Source organism: Mycoplana ramosa (assembly GCF_041930185.1).
Classification (GTDB): Bacteria; Pseudomonadota; Alphaproteobacteria; order Rhizobiales; family Rhizobiaceae; genus Mycoplana; species Mycoplana ramosa.
On sequence record NZ_JBHEEW010000006.1, the window covers coordinates 1 to 16,372 of the forward strand.

29 protein-coding genes are annotated in these 16,372 nt (G+C 61.3%); 28 read left to right on the plus strand and 1 reads right to left on the minus strand.

Features of this window, described 5'->3' with window-relative positions:
- The 28 genes from JNC62_RS08820 to rplQ form a co-directional block, all read left to right on the plus strand.
- On the plus strand, positions 1-74 hold a 74-nt coding region (locus tag JNC62_RS08820; protein ID WP_445482862.1), incomplete at its 5' end, for an EF-Tu C-terminal domain-related protein.
- Positions 75-467: 393 nt separating this feature from the next.
- The gene (gene rpsJ / locus JNC62_RS08825) at positions 468-776 is read left to right on the plus strand and encodes a 30S ribosomal protein S10 (RefSeq protein WP_108001314.1); all 309 of its coding nucleotides are present in this window, start codon (positions 468-470) and stop codon (positions 774-776) included.
- 168 nt (positions 777-944) lie between these two features.
- On the plus strand, positions 945-1,628 hold the full coding sequence (gene rplC, locus JNC62_RS08830) for a 50S ribosomal protein L3 (protein ID WP_374837921.1): 684 nt from the start codon (positions 945-947) through the stop codon (positions 1,626-1,628).
- Positions 1,629-1,640: 12 nt separating this feature from the next.
- Entirely contained in the window at positions 1,641-2,261 is a 621-nt protein-coding gene (rplD, locus tag JNC62_RS08835; protein WP_374837923.1) for a 50S ribosomal protein L4, read from the plus strand.
- The gene (locus tag JNC62_RS08840) at positions 2,258-2,551 is read left to right on the plus strand and encodes a 50S ribosomal protein L23 (RefSeq protein ID WP_374837925.1); all 294 of its coding nucleotides are present in this window, start codon (positions 2,258-2,260) and stop codon (positions 2,549-2,551) included. The genes rplD and JNC62_RS08840 overlap by 4 nt, the downstream gene beginning before the upstream one ends.
- Before the next feature lie 34 nt (positions 2,552-2,585).
- Positions 2,586-3,422: a 50S ribosomal protein L2 gene (rplB, locus tag JNC62_RS08845; RefSeq protein WP_374837927.1), complete on the plus strand. Its 837-nt coding sequence runs from the start codon at positions 2,586-2,588 to the stop codon at positions 3,420-3,422.
- 15 nt (positions 3,423-3,437) lie between these two features.
- Positions 3,438-3,716 (plus strand): 30S ribosomal protein S19, encoded by a 279-nt coding sequence (rpsS, locus tag JNC62_RS08850; protein WP_075627127.1) that lies wholly within the window; start codon positions 3,438-3,440, stop codon positions 3,714-3,716.
- 2 nt (positions 3,717-3,718) lie between these two features.
- On the plus strand, positions 3,719-4,108 hold the full coding sequence (gene rplV / locus JNC62_RS08855; RefSeq protein WP_374837929.1) for a 50S ribosomal protein L22: 390 nt from the start codon (positions 3,719-3,721) through the stop codon (positions 4,106-4,108).
- Complete coding sequence (gene rpsC, locus JNC62_RS08860) at positions 4,108-4,824, plus strand: 30S ribosomal protein S3 (protein ID WP_374837931.1); 717 nt, start codon at positions 4,108-4,110, stop codon at positions 4,822-4,824. Before rplV ends, rpsC begins: the two co-directional genes overlap by 1 nt.
- Positions 4,825-4,857: 33 nt before the next feature.
- Entirely contained in the window at positions 4,858-5,271 is a 414-nt protein-coding gene (rplP, locus tag JNC62_RS08865; protein ID WP_003573792.1) for a 50S ribosomal protein L16, read from the plus strand.
- A 10-nt stretch (positions 5,272-5,281) separates the two neighbouring features.
- A complete protein-coding gene (rpmC, locus tag JNC62_RS08870) occupies positions 5,282-5,482 on the plus strand; it encodes a 50S ribosomal protein L29 (RefSeq protein ID WP_374837933.1) in 201 nt (66 codons plus the stop codon).
- A gap of 12 nt (positions 5,483-5,494) precedes the next feature.
- Entirely contained in the window at positions 5,495-5,731 is a 237-nt protein-coding gene (gene rpsQ / locus JNC62_RS08875) for a 30S ribosomal protein S17 (RefSeq protein WP_374837935.1), read from the plus strand.
- A gap of 245 nt (positions 5,732-5,976) precedes the next feature.
- Positions 5,977-6,345 (plus strand): 50S ribosomal protein L14, encoded by a 369-nt coding sequence (gene rplN, locus JNC62_RS08880; RefSeq protein ID WP_119258425.1) that lies wholly within the window; start codon positions 5,977-5,979, stop codon positions 6,343-6,345.
- Positions 6,346-6,358: 13 nt separating this feature from the next.
- Positions 6,359-6,670 (plus strand): 50S ribosomal protein L24, encoded by a 312-nt coding sequence (gene rplX, locus JNC62_RS08885; RefSeq protein WP_374837937.1) that lies wholly within the window; start codon positions 6,359-6,361, stop codon positions 6,668-6,670.
- The gene (rplE, locus tag JNC62_RS08890) at positions 6,663-7,220 is read left to right on the plus strand and encodes a 50S ribosomal protein L5 (RefSeq protein ID WP_374837939.1); all 558 of its coding nucleotides are present in this window, start codon (positions 6,663-6,665) and stop codon (positions 7,218-7,220) included. The genes rplX and rplE overlap by 8 nt, the downstream gene beginning before the upstream one ends.
- Before the next feature lie 34 nt (positions 7,221-7,254).
- The gene (rpsN, locus tag JNC62_RS08895; protein ID WP_374837941.1) at positions 7,255-7,560 is read left to right on the plus strand and encodes a 30S ribosomal protein S14; all 306 of its coding nucleotides are present in this window, start codon (positions 7,255-7,257) and stop codon (positions 7,558-7,560) included.
- Positions 7,561-7,572: 12 nt separating this feature from the next.
- The gene (rpsH, locus tag JNC62_RS08900; protein ID WP_374837943.1) at positions 7,573-7,971 is read left to right on the plus strand and encodes a 30S ribosomal protein S8; all 399 of its coding nucleotides are present in this window, start codon (positions 7,573-7,575) and stop codon (positions 7,969-7,971) included.
- Between the two features lie 41 nt (positions 7,972-8,012).
- Positions 8,013-8,546 carry a 50S ribosomal protein L6 gene (gene rplF, locus JNC62_RS08905; protein ID WP_374837944.1) on the plus strand — a complete coding sequence of 178 codons (534 nt, stop codon included), beginning with the start codon at positions 8,013-8,015 and terminating at the stop codon, positions 8,544-8,546.
- 12 nt (positions 8,547-8,558) lie between these two features.
- Complete coding sequence (rplR, locus tag JNC62_RS08910) at positions 8,559-8,921, plus strand: 50S ribosomal protein L18 (RefSeq protein WP_108001329.1); 363 nt, start codon at positions 8,559-8,561, stop codon at positions 8,919-8,921.
- A 125-nt stretch (positions 8,922-9,046) separates the two neighbouring features.
- On the plus strand, positions 9,047-9,613 hold the full coding sequence (rpsE, locus tag JNC62_RS08915; protein ID WP_374837946.1) for a 30S ribosomal protein S5: 567 nt from the start codon (positions 9,047-9,049) through the stop codon (positions 9,611-9,613).
- 13 nt (positions 9,614-9,626) lie between these two features.
- Positions 9,627-9,830, plus strand: coding sequence for a 50S ribosomal protein L30 (gene rpmD, locus JNC62_RS08920; protein ID WP_374837948.1), 204 nt, complete (start codon positions 9,627-9,629; stop codon positions 9,828-9,830).
- Positions 9,831-9,843: 13 nt separating this feature from the next.
- Entirely contained in the window at positions 9,844-10,314 is a 471-nt protein-coding gene (rplO, locus tag JNC62_RS08925; RefSeq protein WP_374837950.1) for a 50S ribosomal protein L15, read from the plus strand.
- A gap of 322 nt (positions 10,315-10,636) precedes the next feature.
- Positions 10,637-11,977 (plus strand): preprotein translocase subunit SecY, encoded by a 1,341-nt coding sequence (gene secY / locus JNC62_RS08930; protein ID WP_374837952.1) that lies wholly within the window; start codon positions 10,637-10,639, stop codon positions 11,975-11,977.
- Positions 11,974-12,552, plus strand: a complete 579-nt coding sequence (locus JNC62_RS08935; RefSeq protein ID WP_374837954.1) for an adenylate kinase — start codon at positions 11,974-11,976, stop codon at positions 12,550-12,552. Before secY ends, JNC62_RS08935 begins: the two co-directional genes overlap by 4 nt.
- 230 nt (positions 12,553-12,782) lie before the next feature.
- A complete protein-coding gene (rpsM, locus tag JNC62_RS08940; RefSeq protein WP_374837956.1) occupies positions 12,783-13,151 on the plus strand; it encodes a 30S ribosomal protein S13 in 369 nt (122 codons plus the stop codon).
- A gap of 267 nt (positions 13,152-13,418) precedes the next feature.
- Complete coding sequence (gene rpsK / locus JNC62_RS08945) at positions 13,419-13,808, plus strand: 30S ribosomal protein S11 (RefSeq protein ID WP_023513823.1); 390 nt, start codon at positions 13,419-13,421, stop codon at positions 13,806-13,808.
- Positions 13,809-13,914: 106 nt separating this feature from the next.
- Positions 13,915-14,925, plus strand: coding sequence for a DNA-directed RNA polymerase subunit alpha (locus JNC62_RS08950; RefSeq protein ID WP_374837957.1), 1,011 nt, complete (start codon positions 13,915-13,917; stop codon positions 14,923-14,925).
- 122 nt (positions 14,926-15,047) lie between these two features.
- Entirely contained in the window at positions 15,048-15,470 is a 423-nt protein-coding gene (rplQ, locus tag JNC62_RS08955) for a 50S ribosomal protein L17 (RefSeq protein ID WP_374837958.1), read from the plus strand.
- Positions 15,471-15,723: 253 nt separating this feature from the next.
- On the opposite strand, the gene msrQ is transcribed toward rplQ, so the two are convergent.
- The gene (msrQ, locus tag JNC62_RS08960; protein ID WP_374838376.1) at positions 15,724-16,371 is read right to left on the minus strand and encodes a protein-methionine-sulfoxide reductase heme-binding subunit MsrQ; all 648 of its coding nucleotides are present in this window, start codon (positions 16,369-16,371) and stop codon (positions 15,724-15,726) included.
- Position 16,372: the final 1 nt, after the last annotated feature.

Consider the following 16,372-nt stretch of genomic DNA (forward strand, 5'->3'; position numbering starts at 1 on the left):
AGCGCCTGCGCTTCGCCATCCGCGAAGGCGGCCGCACCGTCGGCGCCGGCATCGTCGCCTCGATCGTCGAGTAATCGGCGGCGCATGAGTTGGGCAAATGGCGCGCAAGCGCGATTTGCCCCGCGACGCCGGCATCGTCGAGCGATCGACGAAGGTAGAACAGGCGAAAGGCCCGGCCGGCGCCGCTATGCGGTCCCGGCATGGCCGCCACGAGAGATTTAGTCGGTCGCACCGCTTGCCGACGACGCGAAAATAGTGCAAATGGCGCGCACGCGTGATTTGCACCCTGCTTCGTCATGGTGCGATCGCCAAAGGACAAGGCCGGCCACGGCCGCTCAAATAGGAAGGGGCAGGGGAAACCCTGTCCCTCCGATCTTTGAAAAGCTAGCGGACTGGCCGGACATTAATCGAAGTTCAATGCGTGCTCCTCTATGGAGCCGCGGTAAACAAGAACAAGGACAAGTCGTATGAACGGCCAGAACATCCGCATTCGCCTCAAGGCGTTTGATCACCGGATCCTCGATGCGTCGACGCGCGAAATCGTGTCGACGGCCAAGCGCACCGGTGCAGGCGTGCGCGGCCCGGTGCCGCTTCCGACGCGTATTGAAAAATTCACGGTCAACCGGTCGCCTCACATCGACAAGAAGAGCCGCGAACAGTTCGAGATGCGCACCCACAAGCGTCTTCTCGACATTGTCGACCCGACCCCTCAGACGGTCGACGCCCTGATGAAGCTCGATCTCGCCGCCGGCGTCGACGTAGAGATCAAGCTCTAATCAGGTTTCTCAAGTCCGGCGTAAGCCGAATAACAAGGAAGGTACGTGGCGGTAACGCCAACGGCTTCTAGGAACGGGAAACCCGAAGGTCGGACGACCTCCGTGGAATCCTTAAACAAGAGGCGTGTGGGGGCGGTGCCCCGACAGGACTTCTAAGAGGAATGAACCATGCGTTCAGGTGTGATTGCACAGAAAGTGGGAATGACCCGCGTCTACAACGACGCAGGAGAACACGTTCCCGTAACAGTTTTGCGATTGGACGGCTGCCAGGTCGTCGCCCATCGCACGGAAGAAAAGAATGGCTACACCGCAGTCCAGCTCGGTGCCGGCCACTCGAAAGTGAAGAACACGTCGAAGGCGCTTCGCGGCCAGTTTGCCGCAGCAAGCGTCGAGCCGAAGGCGAAGCTCGTCGAGTTCCGCGTTTCCGCCGACAACCTTATCGAGATCGGTGCGGAGCTTTCCGCTAGCCATTTTGTCGCCGGCCAGCTGGTCGACGTCACCGGCACCACGATCGGTAAGGGTTTTGCCGGTGCGATGAAGCGCCACAACTTCGGCGGTCTGCGCGCCACGCACGGCGTGTCCGTCTCGCACCGTTCGCATGGTTCGACCGGCTCCAACCAGGATCCGGGTCGCGTCTGGAAGGGCAAGCGCATGGCTGGTCACATGGGCCAGACGCGCGTCACCACCCAGAACCTCGAGGTCGTCTCGACCGATGAGGACCGTGGTCTGATCCTCGTCAAGGGCGCCGTACCGGGTTCCAAGGGTTCCTGGATCGTCGTTCGCGACGCCATCAAGTCCGGCACGCCGGCTGACGCTCCGCGTCCGGCCGCTGTTCGCGCCGCAGCCAAGTAAGGGAGCCTGGTTATGGATCTCAAAGTCACGACCCTCGAAGGGAAGGACGCCGGCAAGGTTTCCCTCTCCGACGCGATCTTCGGTCTGGAGCCGCGCGAGGACATCATCGCCCGCGTCGTTCGCTGGCAGCTCGCCAAGAAGCAGCAGGGCACCCACAAGACCAAGGGCCGCTCGGAAGTTTCCCGTACCGGCGCCAAGATGTACAAGCAGAAGGGCACGGGCCGCGCTCGTCACCATTCTGCTCGCGCTCCGCAGTTCCGCGGCGGCGGCAGGGCCCATGGCCCGGTGGTTCGCAGCCACGAGCACGACCTTCCGAAGAAGGTTCGCGCGCTCGGCCTGCGTCACGCCCTTTCCGCCAAGCTGAAGGCAGAAGACATCATCATCATCGATGATCTCGTTGCTGCCGAAGCAAAGACCAAGGCACTGGCCGGCTCGTTCGCCAGCCTCGGCCTGACCAACGCCCTCTTCATCGGTGGCGCCGAGCTGGACAACAACTTCAAGCTCGCAGCACAGAACATCCCGAACGTGGACGTTCTGCCGGTCCAGGGCATCAACGTTTACGACATCCTGCGCCGTGGCAAGCTGGTGCTGTCCAAGGCTGCAGTCGAAGCTCTGGAGGAGCGGTTCAAATGACGGATCTTCGCCACTATGATGTGATCGTCTCGCCGTCGATCACGGAAAAGTCGACGCTGGTCTCCGAACAGAACCAGGTCGTATTCAACGTCGCCAAGCGCGCTTCCAAGCCTGAGATCAAGGCCGCGGTCGAAGCTCTGTTCGGCGTCAAGGTCACGGCTGTGAACACGCTCGTCCGCAAGGGCAAGGTCAAGCGTTTCCGCGGCTTCTCCGGCCGGCAGGGAGATGTCAAGAAGGCGATCGTCACGCTTGCTGACGGTCAGTCGATCGACGTCTCCACCGGGCTCTAATCGGGCAGTCGGCTAAGGACAGAGGAAACAAGAAATGTCATTGAAAAGCTTCAACCCGACGACCCCCAGCCAGCGCCAGCTGGTCATCGTCGATCGGTCGGCTCTCTACAAGGGCAAGCCGGTCAAGGCACTGACCGAGGGCCTGAGCTCCAAGGGCGGTCGCAACAACATGGGCCGCATCACCGTTCGCTTCCAGGGCGGCGGTCACAAGCGGACCTACCGCCTGATCGACTTCAAGCGTCGCAAGTTCGACGTCGAGGGCACGGTCGAGCGTCTCGAGTACGACCCGAACCGCTCCGCGTTCATCGCGCTTGTCAGCTATCCCGATGGCGAGCAGGCCTACATCCTCGCGCCGCAGCGTCTTGCTGCCGGCGACAAGGTGATCGCCTCCGACAAGGCCGTCGACGTCAAGCCGGGCAATGCGATGCCGTTGCAGAACATCCCGGTCGGCTCGATCATCCACAACGTCGAGATGAAGCCGGGCAAGGGCGGCCAGATCGCCCGTTCGGCTGGTGCGTTCGCGCAGCTCGTCGGTCGTGACCAGGGGATGGCGATCCTTCGCCTGAACTCCGGCGAACAGCGCCTCGTGCACGGCTCCTGCCTTGCTTCGATCGGCGCGGTTTCCAACCCGGACCACGCCAACATCAACGACGGCAAGGCTGGCCGTTCGCGCTGGCGCGGCAAGCGTCCGCACGTTCGCGGCGTCGTCATGAACCCGGTCGACCACCCGCACGGTGGTGGTGAAGGCCGTACGTCGGGTGGTCGTCACCCGGTTACCCCGTGGGGCAAGCCCACCAAGGGCAAGCGTACGCGCTCGAACAAGTCGACCGACAAGTTCATCATGCGTTCGCGCCATCAGCGCAAGAAGTAAGAGAGGTAGTCAGGAATGGCTCGTTCAGTATGGAAAGGCCCGTTTGTTGACGGCTATCTTCTCAAGAAGGCTGAGAAGGTGCGCGAAGGCGGCCGCAACGAAGTTATCAAGATCTGGAGCCGTCGCTCCACGATCCTGCCGCAGTTCGTCGGTCTCACCTTTGGTGTCTACAACGGCAGCAAGCATGTTCCGGTCAGCGTCAACGAAGACATGGTCGGACACAAGTTCGGTGAATTCTCTCCGACCCGGACCTACTATGGTCACGGTGCGGACAAGAAGGCGAAGAGGAAGTAACGATGGGCAAGGCAAAAGCCGAACGTCGGCTGAAGGATAACGAGGCGCAGGCCGTTGCGCGCACGATCCGCGTCAGCCCCCAGAAGCTCAACCTGGTTGCCGCGATGATCCGCGGCAAGAAGGTCGACCGCGCTCTGGCCGAACTTGAATTCTCCCGCAAGCGCATCGCCGGCACGGTCAAGAAGACCCTGGAATCGGCGATCGCGAACGCAGAGAACAACCATGATCTCGACGTCGACTCGCTCGTCGTCGCTGAGGCTTTCGTCGGAAAGTCGATCGTCATGAAGCGCTTCCACGCCCGCGGTCGCGGTCGTGCATCGCGTGTCGAGAAGCCCTTCTCGCACCTGACGATCGTCGTCCGTGAAGCCGAAGCCAAAGGGGAGGCCGCATAATGGGTCAGAAAATCAATCCGATCGGCTTGCGCCTCGGCATCAACCGTACCTGGGATAGCCGCTGGTTTGCCGACAACGCCGAGTATGGCCAGCTGCTCCACGAAGACCTGAAGATCCGCAAGTATCTGATGGCCGAACTGAAGCAGGCCGGCATCTCGAAGGTCGTCATCGAGCGTCCGCACAAGAAGTGCCGCGTCACGATCCACTCGGCTCGCCCGGGTCTGATCATCGGCAAGAAGGGCGCGGACATCGAGAAGCTCCGCAAGAAGCTTTCCGAGATGACCAGCTCGGAGACGCACCTCAACATCGTCGAGGTGCGCAAGCCGGAAACCGACGCGACGCTGGTGGCCCAGTCGATCGCCCAGCAGCTCGAGCGTCGTGTGGCCTTCCGCCGTGCGATGAAGCGTGCGGTTCAGTCGGCGATGCGTCTTGGTGCCGAAGGCATCAAGATCACCTGCGGCGGCCGTCTGGGCGGTGCGGAAATCGCGCGTACCGAATGGTACCGCGAGGGCCGCGTTCCGCTGCACACGCTGCGTGCGGACATCGACTATGGTACGGCAGAAGCGGAAACCGCTTTCGGCATCTGCGGCATCAAGGTCTGGATCTTCAAGGGCGAAATCCTTGAGCACGATCCGATGGCCTCCGAGCGCCGCGCGACCGAAGGCGAAGCCCAGGGCGAACGCCAGGGCGAACGCCGTCGCCGTGAAAACGCTTAATTCGCTTTAGGCGAGCAGATCGGAGAATAGAAAATGTTGCAGCCAAAGCGTACTAAGTACCGCAAGCAGTTCAAGGGCCGCATCAAGGGCGTCGCCAAGGGCGGCTCGGACCTCGCCTTCGGCGAGTTCGGCTTGAAGGCTCAGGAACCCAACCGCGTCAACGCCCGCGAGATCGAGGCGGCCCGCCGCGCGATCACCCGCTACATGAAGCGTGCCGGTCGCGTCTGGATCCGCGTGTTCCCGGACGTTCCGGTGACCGCCAAGCCGACCGAAGTCCGCATGGGTAAGGGCAAGGGTTCGGTCGAATACTGGGCATGCAAGGTCAAGCCCGGCCGTATGATGTTTGAGATCGACGGCGTCAGCGAAGAGATCGCCCGCGAGGCTCTTCGTCTGGGTTCCGCCAAGCTCTCGGTCAAGACGCGCTTCGTACAGCGCATTGCAGAGTGAGGATTGAGCCATGAAAGCCGCAGATGTTCGCGCCCTCAGCGCCGACCAGCTTAACGACGAGCTTGCCAAGTTGAAGAAGGAGCAGTTCAACCTGCGCTTTCAGAAGGCGACTGGCCAGCTCGAGAAGTCCTCGCGTATCAACGAAGTCCGCAGGGACATCGCGCGCGTGAAAACCATTGCCCGCCAGAAGGCGGCAGAAGCCAAGGCCTAAGGACCAAGAAAAATGCCGAAACGCATTCTGCAGGGCACCGTCGTCAGCGACAAGAACGACAAGACTGTTGTCGTTCGGGTCGAACGCCGCTTTGCACACCCGCTTCTTCAGAAGACCGTTCGTCGTTCGAAGAAGTACAAGGCGCACGACGAAAACAACCAGTACAAGATCGGCGACGTCGTCTCCATCGAGGAGTGCGCGCCGATTTCGAAGGACAAGCGCTGGACGGTGGTTTCCGCCCAGGCCTGATCCAACACTTTTCGCGCAAGGGCTTGCCCTTTGCGCGAAAACCTGTATGAAGCAGCGCAAGGACGCTCGGAATCGCGAGCGTCTTTTGCTTTCAGCGCAGGGAAGGTCCCGGGTTTCGCCAGGCGGAACTAACGAGGAAACCACCTTGGCAAGACCCATCCCGCGCGAAAACATGGATTCTCATAAGCTGGAACAGGGGGCATCCGCGCCCAACCGGTCCGGTTACAACAAGAAGGCGACCTGACATGATTCAGATGCAGACTAACCTCGACGTGGCGGATAATTCCGGCGCACGTCGTGTCATGTGCATCAAGGTGCTGGGCGGCTCCAAGCGCAAGTACGCTTCGGTCGGCGACATCATTGTCGTCTCGATCAAGGAAGCGATTCCGCGCGGCCGCGTAAAGAAGGGTGACGTGATGAAGGCGGTTGTCGTTCGTACCGCCAAGGATATCCGTCGCGCCGATGGCAGCGTCATTCGTTTCGACAGCAACGCAGCTGTCCTGATCGACAACAAGAAAGAGCCGATCGGCACCCGTATCTTCGGACCGGTTCCGCGCGAACTCCGCGCCAAGAACCACATGAAGATCATCTCGCTGGCTCCGGAAGTACTCTAAGGGGGCGATGGCTATGCAAAAGATTCGCAAGGGCGACAAGGTCGTCGTACTCACCGGTAAGGACAAGGGCCGTACCGGCGAAGTCATCCAGGTGATGCCGAAGGAAGACCGCGCGGTCGTGCGCGGCATCAACATGGTCAAGCGCCATCAGCGCCAGACTCAGTCGCAGGAAGCCGGCATCATCACCAAGGAAGCCTCGATCCACCTGTCGAACATCGCGATCGCCGACCCCAAGGACGGCAAGCCGACCCGCGTCGGTTTCAAGATCGAGGGCGACAAGAAGGTCCGTGTGGCAAAGCGTTCGGGAGTTTCGATCGATGGCTGAGACCAAGTATGAGCCGCGGCTCAAGAAGGAATATGTCGAGCGTATCCGCAAGGCGCTGCAGGAGCAGTTTTCCTACGCCAACGAGATGCAGATCCCGCGCCTCGACAAGATCGTGATCAACATGGGCGTTGGTGAATCGACGGGCGACTCGAAGAAGCCTTCGGTTGCAGCTGCCGATCTCGCAGCAATCGCCGGCCAGAAGCCGGTCATCACCCGCGCGCGCAATTCTATCGCCGGCTTCAAGCTGCGCGAGGGCATGCCGATCGGCGCCAAGGTTACCCTGCGCGGCGTTCGCATGTACGAATTTCTGGATCGCCTCGTGAACATCGCGCTGCCTCGGGTACGCGACTTCCGGGGTCTGAACCCGAAGTCCTTCGATGGTCGTGGCAATTTCGCCATGGGCATCAAGGAGCACATTGTGTTCCCTGAAATCAACTACGACAAGGTTGATCAGATGTGGGGCATGGACATCATCGTTTGCACGACGGCCACTAACGACGACGAAGCTCGCGCTCTGCTGAAAGAGCTGAACTTCCCGTTCCGTCAGTAATCCGTAACGACAAGCGTAAAGAAGGATAACTGTTATGGCGAAAACGAGCGCAGTTGAAAAGAACAAGCGCCGCCGCAAACTGGTTGCCAGCCAGGCCGCAAAGCGTGCGGCCCTGAAGGCAATCATCCAGAACCAGTCGCTTCCGATTGAAGATCGGTTCAAGGCCACCCTGAAGCTTGCCGCCCTGCCGCGCAATGGCTCCAAGACCCGCATTCGCAACCGGTGCGAAGTCACGGGCCGTCCGCGCGCATTCTATCGTAAACTCCGCATGTCGCGTATCGCGCTGCGTGAACTCGGCAATCTCGGCAAGGTGCCGGGCATCGTCAAGTCGAGCTGGTAAGGAGACGGGTACATGGCAATGACTGATCCGCTGGGCGATATGCTCACCCGTATCCGCAACGGTGCTGCTCGCCGCAAGTCGAGCGTTTCGACGCCGGCCTCCAAGCTGCGCGCACGCGTTCTCGATGTCCTTCAGGCCGAAGGCTACATCCGCGGTTACTCCGAAGTCGAGTTTGGCAATGGCAAGTCCGAGCTGAACATCGAGCTGAAATACTACGAAGGCGCGTCCGTGATCCGCAAGATCGACCGCGTCTCCAAGCCGGGCCGCCGGGTTTATGTCTCGGTCAAGTCCATTCCGCAGGTCGCGAACGGTCTCGGCATCACCATCCTTTCGACCCCGAAGGGCGTGATGGCCGATCACCAGGCACGCGAACAGAACGTTGGTGGCGAGCTTCTTTGCTCTGTCTTCTAAGGCAGGCAAGGAAACTCCATAGCGAACAGACAGGATAGAAAATGTCTCGTATCGGTAAAAGACCCGTTCCGGTTCCCGCTGGTGTCACGGCTTCTGTTGATGGCCAGAAGGTTTCGGCAAAGGGCCCGAAGGGTGAACTCTTCTTCGTCGCAAACGACGAAGTTTCCGTGAAGCTGGAGGACAACGCCATTGTCGTTCAGCCGATCAATCAGTCCAAGGACGCTCGGTCGAAGTGGGGCATGTCCCGCACGATGATCGAAGGCATCCTCAAGGGCGTCAAGGACGGTTTCGAGCGCAAGCTCGAGATCAACGGCGTTGGTTACCGTGCGTCCATGCAGGGCAAGAACCTGCAGCTGGCGCTCGGTTTCAGCCACGACGTGGTCTATGAAGCCCCGGAAGGCATCACGATCGCTGTTCCGAAGCCGACCGAAATCATCGTGTCCGGCATCAACAAGCAGCAGGTCGGCCAGGTTGCCGCGGAAATCCGCGAATACCGCTCCCCCGAGCCCTACAAGGGCAAGGGCGTCAAGTATGCCGAAGAGCGGATTGTCCGCAAAGAAGGCAAGAAGAAGTAAGGAACACGCGAAATGGCTAGCAGGAAAGAACAACTTGCACGTCGTGCCAACCGCGTGCGCCGTCAGATCAAGGCGGTCGCCAACGGTCGCCCGCGCCTGTCGGTTCATCGCTCGTCGAAGAACATCTACGTACAGGTCATCGATGACGTGGCCGGCAAGACGCTTGCGTCCGCCTCCACGCTCGACACCGATCTGCGCTCGTCTTTGAAGACGGGCGCCGACACGGCAGCCGCTGCTGCCGTCGGCAAGCTCATCGCTGAGCGTGCCGTCAAGGCTGGCGTCAAGGAAGTGGTCTTCGACCGCGGCGCCTTCATCTATCACGGCCGCATTAAGGCTCTGGCCGAGGCTGCCCGTGAAGGTGGTCTGAGCTTCTGATCGTTGTTGGCGGGCCTCGTGCCCGCCATTCGACGATCAGTGGGTAGTGGTCGCCTGTCCGAAAGAACAAGGCGATCTTTTGACAATCTGCCGATTGCACCCGGAAAAGAAAAAGGAAAAGGACAATGGCACAGGAAAGAAGGGGCCGCGAGGATCGCCAGCCCCGTGAAGAGCGCGACAGCGAATTTGTCGACAAGCTCGTAGCAATCAATCGCGTCGCCAAGGTGGTGAAGGGCGGCCGTCGTTTCGGCTTCGCAGCCCTCGTCGTCGTCGGCGACCAGAAGGGCCGCGTCGGCTTCGGCCATGGCAAGGCTCGTGAAGTTCCGGAAGCGATCCGGAAGGCCACCGAAGCCGCCAAGCGCGACCTCATCTTCGTTCCGCTGCGCTCCGGCCGCACGCTGCACCATGACGTTCACGGCCGTCACGGCGCCGGCAAGGTGCTGCTGCGCTCGGCCAAGGCCGGTACCGGTATCATCGCCGGCGGTCCGATGCGCGCCGTCTTCGAAACGCTTGGCATGCAGGACGTCGTTGCCAAGTCGACCGGTTCGTCGAACCCCTACAACATGATCCGTGCGACCTTTGACGCGCTGAAGAGCCAGATGCATCCGAAGGACATCGCGGCACAGCGCGGCATCAAGTACGCAACGCTGCAGGCCCGCCGCGCTTCCGCCGGCGTCGCTTCCGAAGAATAAGGGAGCTTGAACAATGGCTAAGAAAGAAACTGTAACGAAGACGGTCACCGTCGAGCAGATCGGCTCGCCGATCCGCCGCCCGGCCGTCCAGCGCCAGACGCTGATCGGCCTTGGTCTCAACAAGATGCACCGGGTTCGCACGCTGGAAGACACCCCTTCCGTGCGCGGCATGATCCGGGCCGTCCAGCACCTCGTTCGCGTCGTCGACGAGAAGTGAGGGAGATAAGCTCATGAAACTGAACGAAATCAAGGACAACGAAGGCGCAACCCAGAACCGCAAGCGCGTCGGTCGCGGTATCGGTTCGGGCTCCGGCAAGACCGGTGGTCGCGGCGTCAAGGGTCAGAAGTCCCGCTCGGGCGTCTCGATCAATGGCTTCGAAGGCGGCCAGATGCCCATCTACCGCCGTCTGCCGAAGCGCGGTTTCAACAACATCTTCGCTGCCGAATTTGTCGTTGTATCGCTTGACCGTCTTCAGAAGGCGGTTGACGCAGGCAAGCTGGACCCGAAGGCAACGGTTGATGCAGCAGCCCTGAAGGCTGCCGGCGTGATCCGTCGGCCGAAGGACGGCGTTCGCATCCTGGCGGACGGCGATCTGAAGGCGAAGCTTTCGATCGAGGTGGCAGGTGCCTCCAAGGCCGCGATCGAGAAGATCGAGAAGGCCGGCGGCAACGTTAAGCTGCTTTCGGCTGCTGCCGAGTAAGTTTCGAATTTTTGAACGCCCGGAGTGCTTCATTCCGGGCGTTCTCGCTCCCATATGAGAGCCTCACACTGGCAGGCGAAGCACGCTTCGTTTGTTTCTCGGGAGAATAGACCGCGGTGAGGCCTGGATTGCTTGACAATCCGCGTTCTGCCCGGTTTACCCTCCGTTCCGCCTGCTTCGCCTTCGGTCGGGCCGGCAACGAAATTCAGGCGTGCGATTCGGTCGGGCGGGAAGCCGGGCAGGGGCGCGCCGCAACGGATCAGCCGTTGTCCGGGTCTGGGATCCCTTCCTCCGCCTCGGGCATGGTTACGCGGAGAAATGCATGGCTTCGGCAGCGGAACAACTTGCCTCCAATCTCAATTTTTCGACCTTCGCCAAGGCAGAGGATCTGAAGAAGCGCCTCTGGTTTACCCTCGGCGCGCTGCTGGTCTATCGGCTTGGAACCTATATCCCGCTTCCGGGCTTGAACGCGGACGCGTTTGCCCGTGCCTTCCAGGGGCAGAGCGGCGGTATCGTCGGTCTGTTCAACATGTTTTCCGGCGGCGCCGTCGAGCGCATGGCGATCTTCGCGCTGGGCATCATGCCCTACATCTCGGCCTCGATCATCGTTCAGCTGATGACGTCGGTTGTTCCGGCGTTGGAGCAGTTGAAGAAGGAAGGCGAGCAGGGGCGCAAGATCATCAACCAGTACACCCGTTACGGCACTGTCCTGCTCGGCGCCTTGCAGGCCTATGGCATCGCGGTCGGGCTCGAAGGCGGTGAGGGACTGGTGTTGGATCAGGGCTGGTTCTTCCGCATCTCGACGGTGATCTCGCTGCTCGGCGGCACGATGTTCCTGATGTGGCTTGGGGAGCAGATCACGTCGCGCGGTATCGGCAACGGCATTTCGCTGATCATCTTCGCCGGCATCGTCGCGCATCTGCCGACGGCCCTTGCCGGTACCCTTGAACTCGGCCGCACCGGCGCGCTGTCCTTCGGCGTCATCGCTGCCGTGGTTGCCATGGCCGTTGCCGTCATCGCGCTGATCGTCTTCGTGGAGCGGGCGCAGCGTCGCCTGCTGATCCAGTATCCGAAGCGCCAGGTCGGCAACCGCATGTTCCAGGGCGACACGTCGCATCTTCCGCTCAAGCTCAACACCTCGGGCGTGATTCCGGCGATCTTCGCTTCGTCGCTGCTGCTGCTGCCGGCGACGCTGGCAGGCTTCAGCAACACGACCGAACTGCCTGGCTGGGCAACGACCATCATTGCCGCGCTTGGCCACGGCAAGCCGCTCTACATGGTCTTTTATGCGGCGATGATCGCGTTCTTCGCCTTCTTCTATACGGCCATCGTGTTCAATCCGAAGGACACCGCCGACAATCTGAAGAAGCATGGCGGCTTCATTCCGGGCATCCGCCCGGGCGACCGCACCGCCGAATACATCGACTACGTGCTGACCCGTATCACGGTGCTTGGCGCCATTTATCTCGTCTTCGTTTGCATCCTTCCGGAGATCCTGATCGCGCAGACCGGCGTGCCGTTCTACCTTGGTGGTACGTCGCTTTTGATTGTTGTCAGCGTCACCCTTGATACTGTAGCACAGATTCAGGGTCACCTGATCGCACAGCAGTACGAGGGGCTGATCAAGAAATCGAAGCTGCGCGGAGGAAAGAGGGGACGATGAGACTGATATTTTTGGGGCCGCCGGGTGCCGGCAAAGGCACCCAGGCGAAGCTCCTGACGGAAAAGCACGGAATTCCCCAGCTTTCCACCGGTGACATGCTGCGCGCCGCCGTCGCGGCGCAGACGGAAGTCGGCAAGCGGGCAAAGGCGGTCATGGACGCGGGGCAGCTTGTCTCCGATGCGATCGTCAACGAGATCGTCTCCGACCGCATCGATTCGCCGGACTGCGCCAAGGGCTTCATTCTGGATGGTTATCCGCGCACCGTTCCGCAGGCGCAGGCGCTCGACGAAATGCTTGCCGGCAAGGGGATCGGCCTCGATGCGGTCATCGAGCTGAAGGTAGACGAGGCGGCGCTGGTTCGGCGTATGGAGACGCGTGTGGCCGAAACGATTGCCGCCGGTGGCTCCGTCCGCTCCGACGACAATCCGGAAGCCTTCCGGCGGCGGCTCGCCGAATACCGTGAAAAGACTGCGCCGTTGTCGAACTATTACGCGACAACGGGAAAGCTGAAGACGGTCGACGGCATGGCGGACGTCGATACGGTCACCAAAGAGATTGGCAGGATCCTGTCCTAGGTCGGACCATTGCCAAAACGAGGGGCCGGGGTTGACTTTTCCGGCCGATTCCTCTTAAGACAGCGCCAACTCGCGACATGGAAGCGATCGGCGCGGATTTCTCGGAACAACGGGGTCTGGGGCGGTCGCTTTTGACGTGTCTCGAACTTCTAGATTGAACGAAGCGGCCACCGGCCGTATGACGAAGAAACCCACTTGCCGGATGGCAACTGGAAGCAAGGAGAACAGGCGTGGCTCGTATCGCTGGCGTCAACATCCCGACTGCAAAGCGCGTCGTTATCGCGCTGCGTTACATTCACGGGATCGGCCCGAAATTCGCACAGGAAATCATCGAAAAGGTCGGCATTCCTTCGGAGCGCCGCGTGCATCAGCTCACCGATGCCGAGGTCCTGGCGATCCGTGAAACCATCGACCGTGACTATCAGGTTGAAGGCGACCTGCGCCGCGAAACCTCGATGAACATCAAGCGTCTGATGGATCTCGGCTGCTACCGGGGTCTGCGCCATCGTCGTAGCCTTCCGGTTCGCGGCCAGCGCACGCACACCAACGCCCGTACCCGCAAGGGGCCGGCGAAGGCGATCGCGGGCAAGAAGAAGTAATTTCCCGCAGGCGGGAAATTGGAGGCTGGTGCATGGCGCCGGCCTCTTTTGAGTTTCGGGCGGGGCCTCGGCTGCATCTGCAGTGGCTGGTTTTCAAGGTTGCCCCGGTCGGTGGAGCTGCTGGGATTACGGCAGTGACGATATCGCCGCGCGGAGATCCTTCAGGGATGTCGGTGCAAACAACAATTCAGGGCAGGGGCGTGTCAGCTCCCACCCGGTGGAGCCGCTGGGACTACGGCGGTGTCGAGATCAACGAAAGGACTACCCATGGCCAAGGAAGCCGCACGCGTCCGCCGTCGCGAACGCAAGAACATCACCTCCGGTGTTGCTCACGTCAATTCTTCGTTCAACAACACGATGATCACCATCACCGACGCACAGGGCAACGCCATTGCCTGGTCGTCGGCCGGCGCCAAGGGCTTCAAGGGTTCGCGCAAGTCGACCCCGTTCGCTGCCCAGATCGCTGCCGAAGACTGCGCCAAGAAGGCCCAGGAACACGGCATGAAGTCGCTCGAAGTCGAAGTCTGCGGCCCGGGTTCCGGCCGTGAATCGGCGCTCCGCGCCCTCCAGGCTGCCGGCTTCATGATCACCTCGATCCGCGATGTGACGCCGATCCCGCACAACGGCTGCCGTCCGCGCAAGAAGCGCCGCGTCTGATCATTCAAATTCGTCATGCCGGTGAGCGCGGTTTGTGCGCTCCGCCCGGCTCTTCAAGGCTCGGCCGTCACGATTGGATGGTGGCGGCGAACGGAAGGCAAAAGATATGATCCAGAAAAACTGGCAGGAACTGATCAAGCCGAACAAGGTGGAGTTCGCCTCCTCCGGTCGCACCAAGGCAACGCTCGTCGCAGAACCGCTCGAGCGCGGCTTCGGTCTGACCCTCGGCAACGCGCTGCGCCGCGTGCTTCTGTCGTCGCTGCGCGGTGCTGCTGTCACCGCGGTCCAGATCGACGGCGTACTGCATGAGTTCTCCTCGATCCCGGGTGTGCGGGAAGACGTGACGGATATCGTGCTCAACATCAAGGAAATCGCCATCAAGATGGACGGCGATGATTCCAAGCGCATGGTCGTGCGCAAGCAGGGTCCGGGCGTCGTGACCGCCGGTGACATCCAGACGGTTGGGGACATCGAGATCCTTAACCCGAACCATGTGATCTGCACGCTCGACGAGGGCGCGGAGATCCGCATGGAGTTCACCGTCAACAACGGCAAGGGCTACGTTCCGGCTGACCGCAACCGCGCCGAAGACGCGCCGATTGGTCTCATCCCGATCGACAGCCTCTACTCGCCGGTCAAGAAGGTGTCCTACAAGGTTGAAAACACCCGCGAAGGACAGGTTCTCGACTACGACAAGCTGACGATGTCGATCGAAACCGACGGCTCCGTCACCGGCGAAGACGCGATTGCATTTGCCGCCCGCATTCTTCAGGACCAGCTGTCGGTCTTCGTCAACTTCGACGAGCCGCAGAGGGAGACCGAGGAGGAGGCCGTCACCGAGCTTGCCTTCAACCCGGCGCTGCTGAAGAAGGTCGATGAGCTCGAACTGTCGGTCCGGTCGGCGAACTGCCTGAAGAACGACAACATCGTCTACATCGGCGACCTGATCCAGAAGACGGAAGCGGAAATGCTCCGCACGCCGAACTTCGGCCGCAAGTCGCTGAACGAGATCAAGGAAGTTCTCGCTTCCATGGGCCTGCATCTCGGCATGGAAGTGCCGGCCTGGCCGCCCGAGAACATCGAAGATCTCGCCAAGCGCTACGAAGACCAATACTGAGAAAACAAAAGGCAGGTTGATCTCTGCCTTTCCCCGTCAAACAGCAGGCGTGATGCCTGTATGTGCCAGGAAACGGCAGGGCCGATGCGATATCGGCAGACCTGCATTGAAGGAGAATAGCAATGCGCCACCAGAACGCCGGCCGCAAGCTGAACCGTACCGCCAGCCACCGCAAGGCGATGTTCGCCAACATGGCTGCCTCGCTCATCACCCATGAGCAGATCGTGACCACCCTTCCGAAGGCGAAGGAAATCCGTCCGATCGTTGAAAAGCTCGTCACGCTCGGCAAGCGCGGTGACCTGCACGCCCGTCGTCAGGCGATCTCGCAGATCCGTGATGTCGCTGTCGTCTCGAAGCTGTTCGACGCGATCGCTTCGCGCTACGCCAATCGTAACGGCGGCTACCTTCGCATCATGAAGGCCGGCTTCCGTCAGGGCGACAACGCTCCGCTGGCCGTCATCGAGTTCGTCGACCGCGACGTCGCCGCCAAGGGCGCCGCCGACAAGGCCCGCGTTGAAGCCGAGGCTGCTGCCGAAGCCGCCTGATTTCGGGCAACGGAATGAATGAAGAGGCCGGGTGCGTGAGCGCCCGGCCTTTTCGCGTTGGGTTCTATCGGCTCTGGAGAGTTACTCAGTCGGCGATGGCGTTTTCCAGTCTCCGCAGGGGAAGGACGGGACGAGCGTGGCGCGGCTTTGTCCTTCTCCCCGATTACGGGGAGAAGGTGCCGACAGGCGGATGAGGGGCAGTCCAGATGCAAACGCGTGACCGCGTACGAGAGGTGGCGGCGGCGACCTGCGGTTACCGCGCCCGCTCGAAGCTCGGCCGTCCCACCTGGGCCCGTCGCCATTGGTTGTAGCGTGGCCGGATCGGCCGCCAGAGCAGCAGAACCGCCACCAGGCCGATATAGATCGATTGCTGCGGGCCGACCACCTTCACCGACAGCGCGTAATGCAGTGCGCCGGCGGCGGCGATGATATAGACAAGCTTGTGCAGCCGGATCCACCGCGCTCCGAGCCTGCGGATCGACAAATTGTTGGACGTCAGCGCCAGCGGAACCAGCATGACCAGGGCGGCCATGCCGATGGTGATGAACGGGCGCTTGGCGATATCGGCGAGGATCGTCGGGAAATCCAGGTACTTGTCGAGGATCAGGTAGGTCGAGAAATGCATCAGGACGTACCAGAAGGCCAGCAGTCCGAGTGCGCGACGGTAGCGGATCCAATTGATGCCGAAAAGGTCGCGGATCGGTGTGATGCAGAGCGTGGCGATCAGGAAGCGCAACCCCCAGAGGCCGAGCAGGTGCTCGAACTCCTTGATGGCATTGCCAGGCAGTTGGCCCGTAGCGCCGAGATAGAAGCCGGAGATGGCCGGGACGAAGCCGAGCGCATAGAGCGCCCAGATGGACGCGCCATGATATTTTCGGGGCAGGGCGGGGATCGCGGCCATC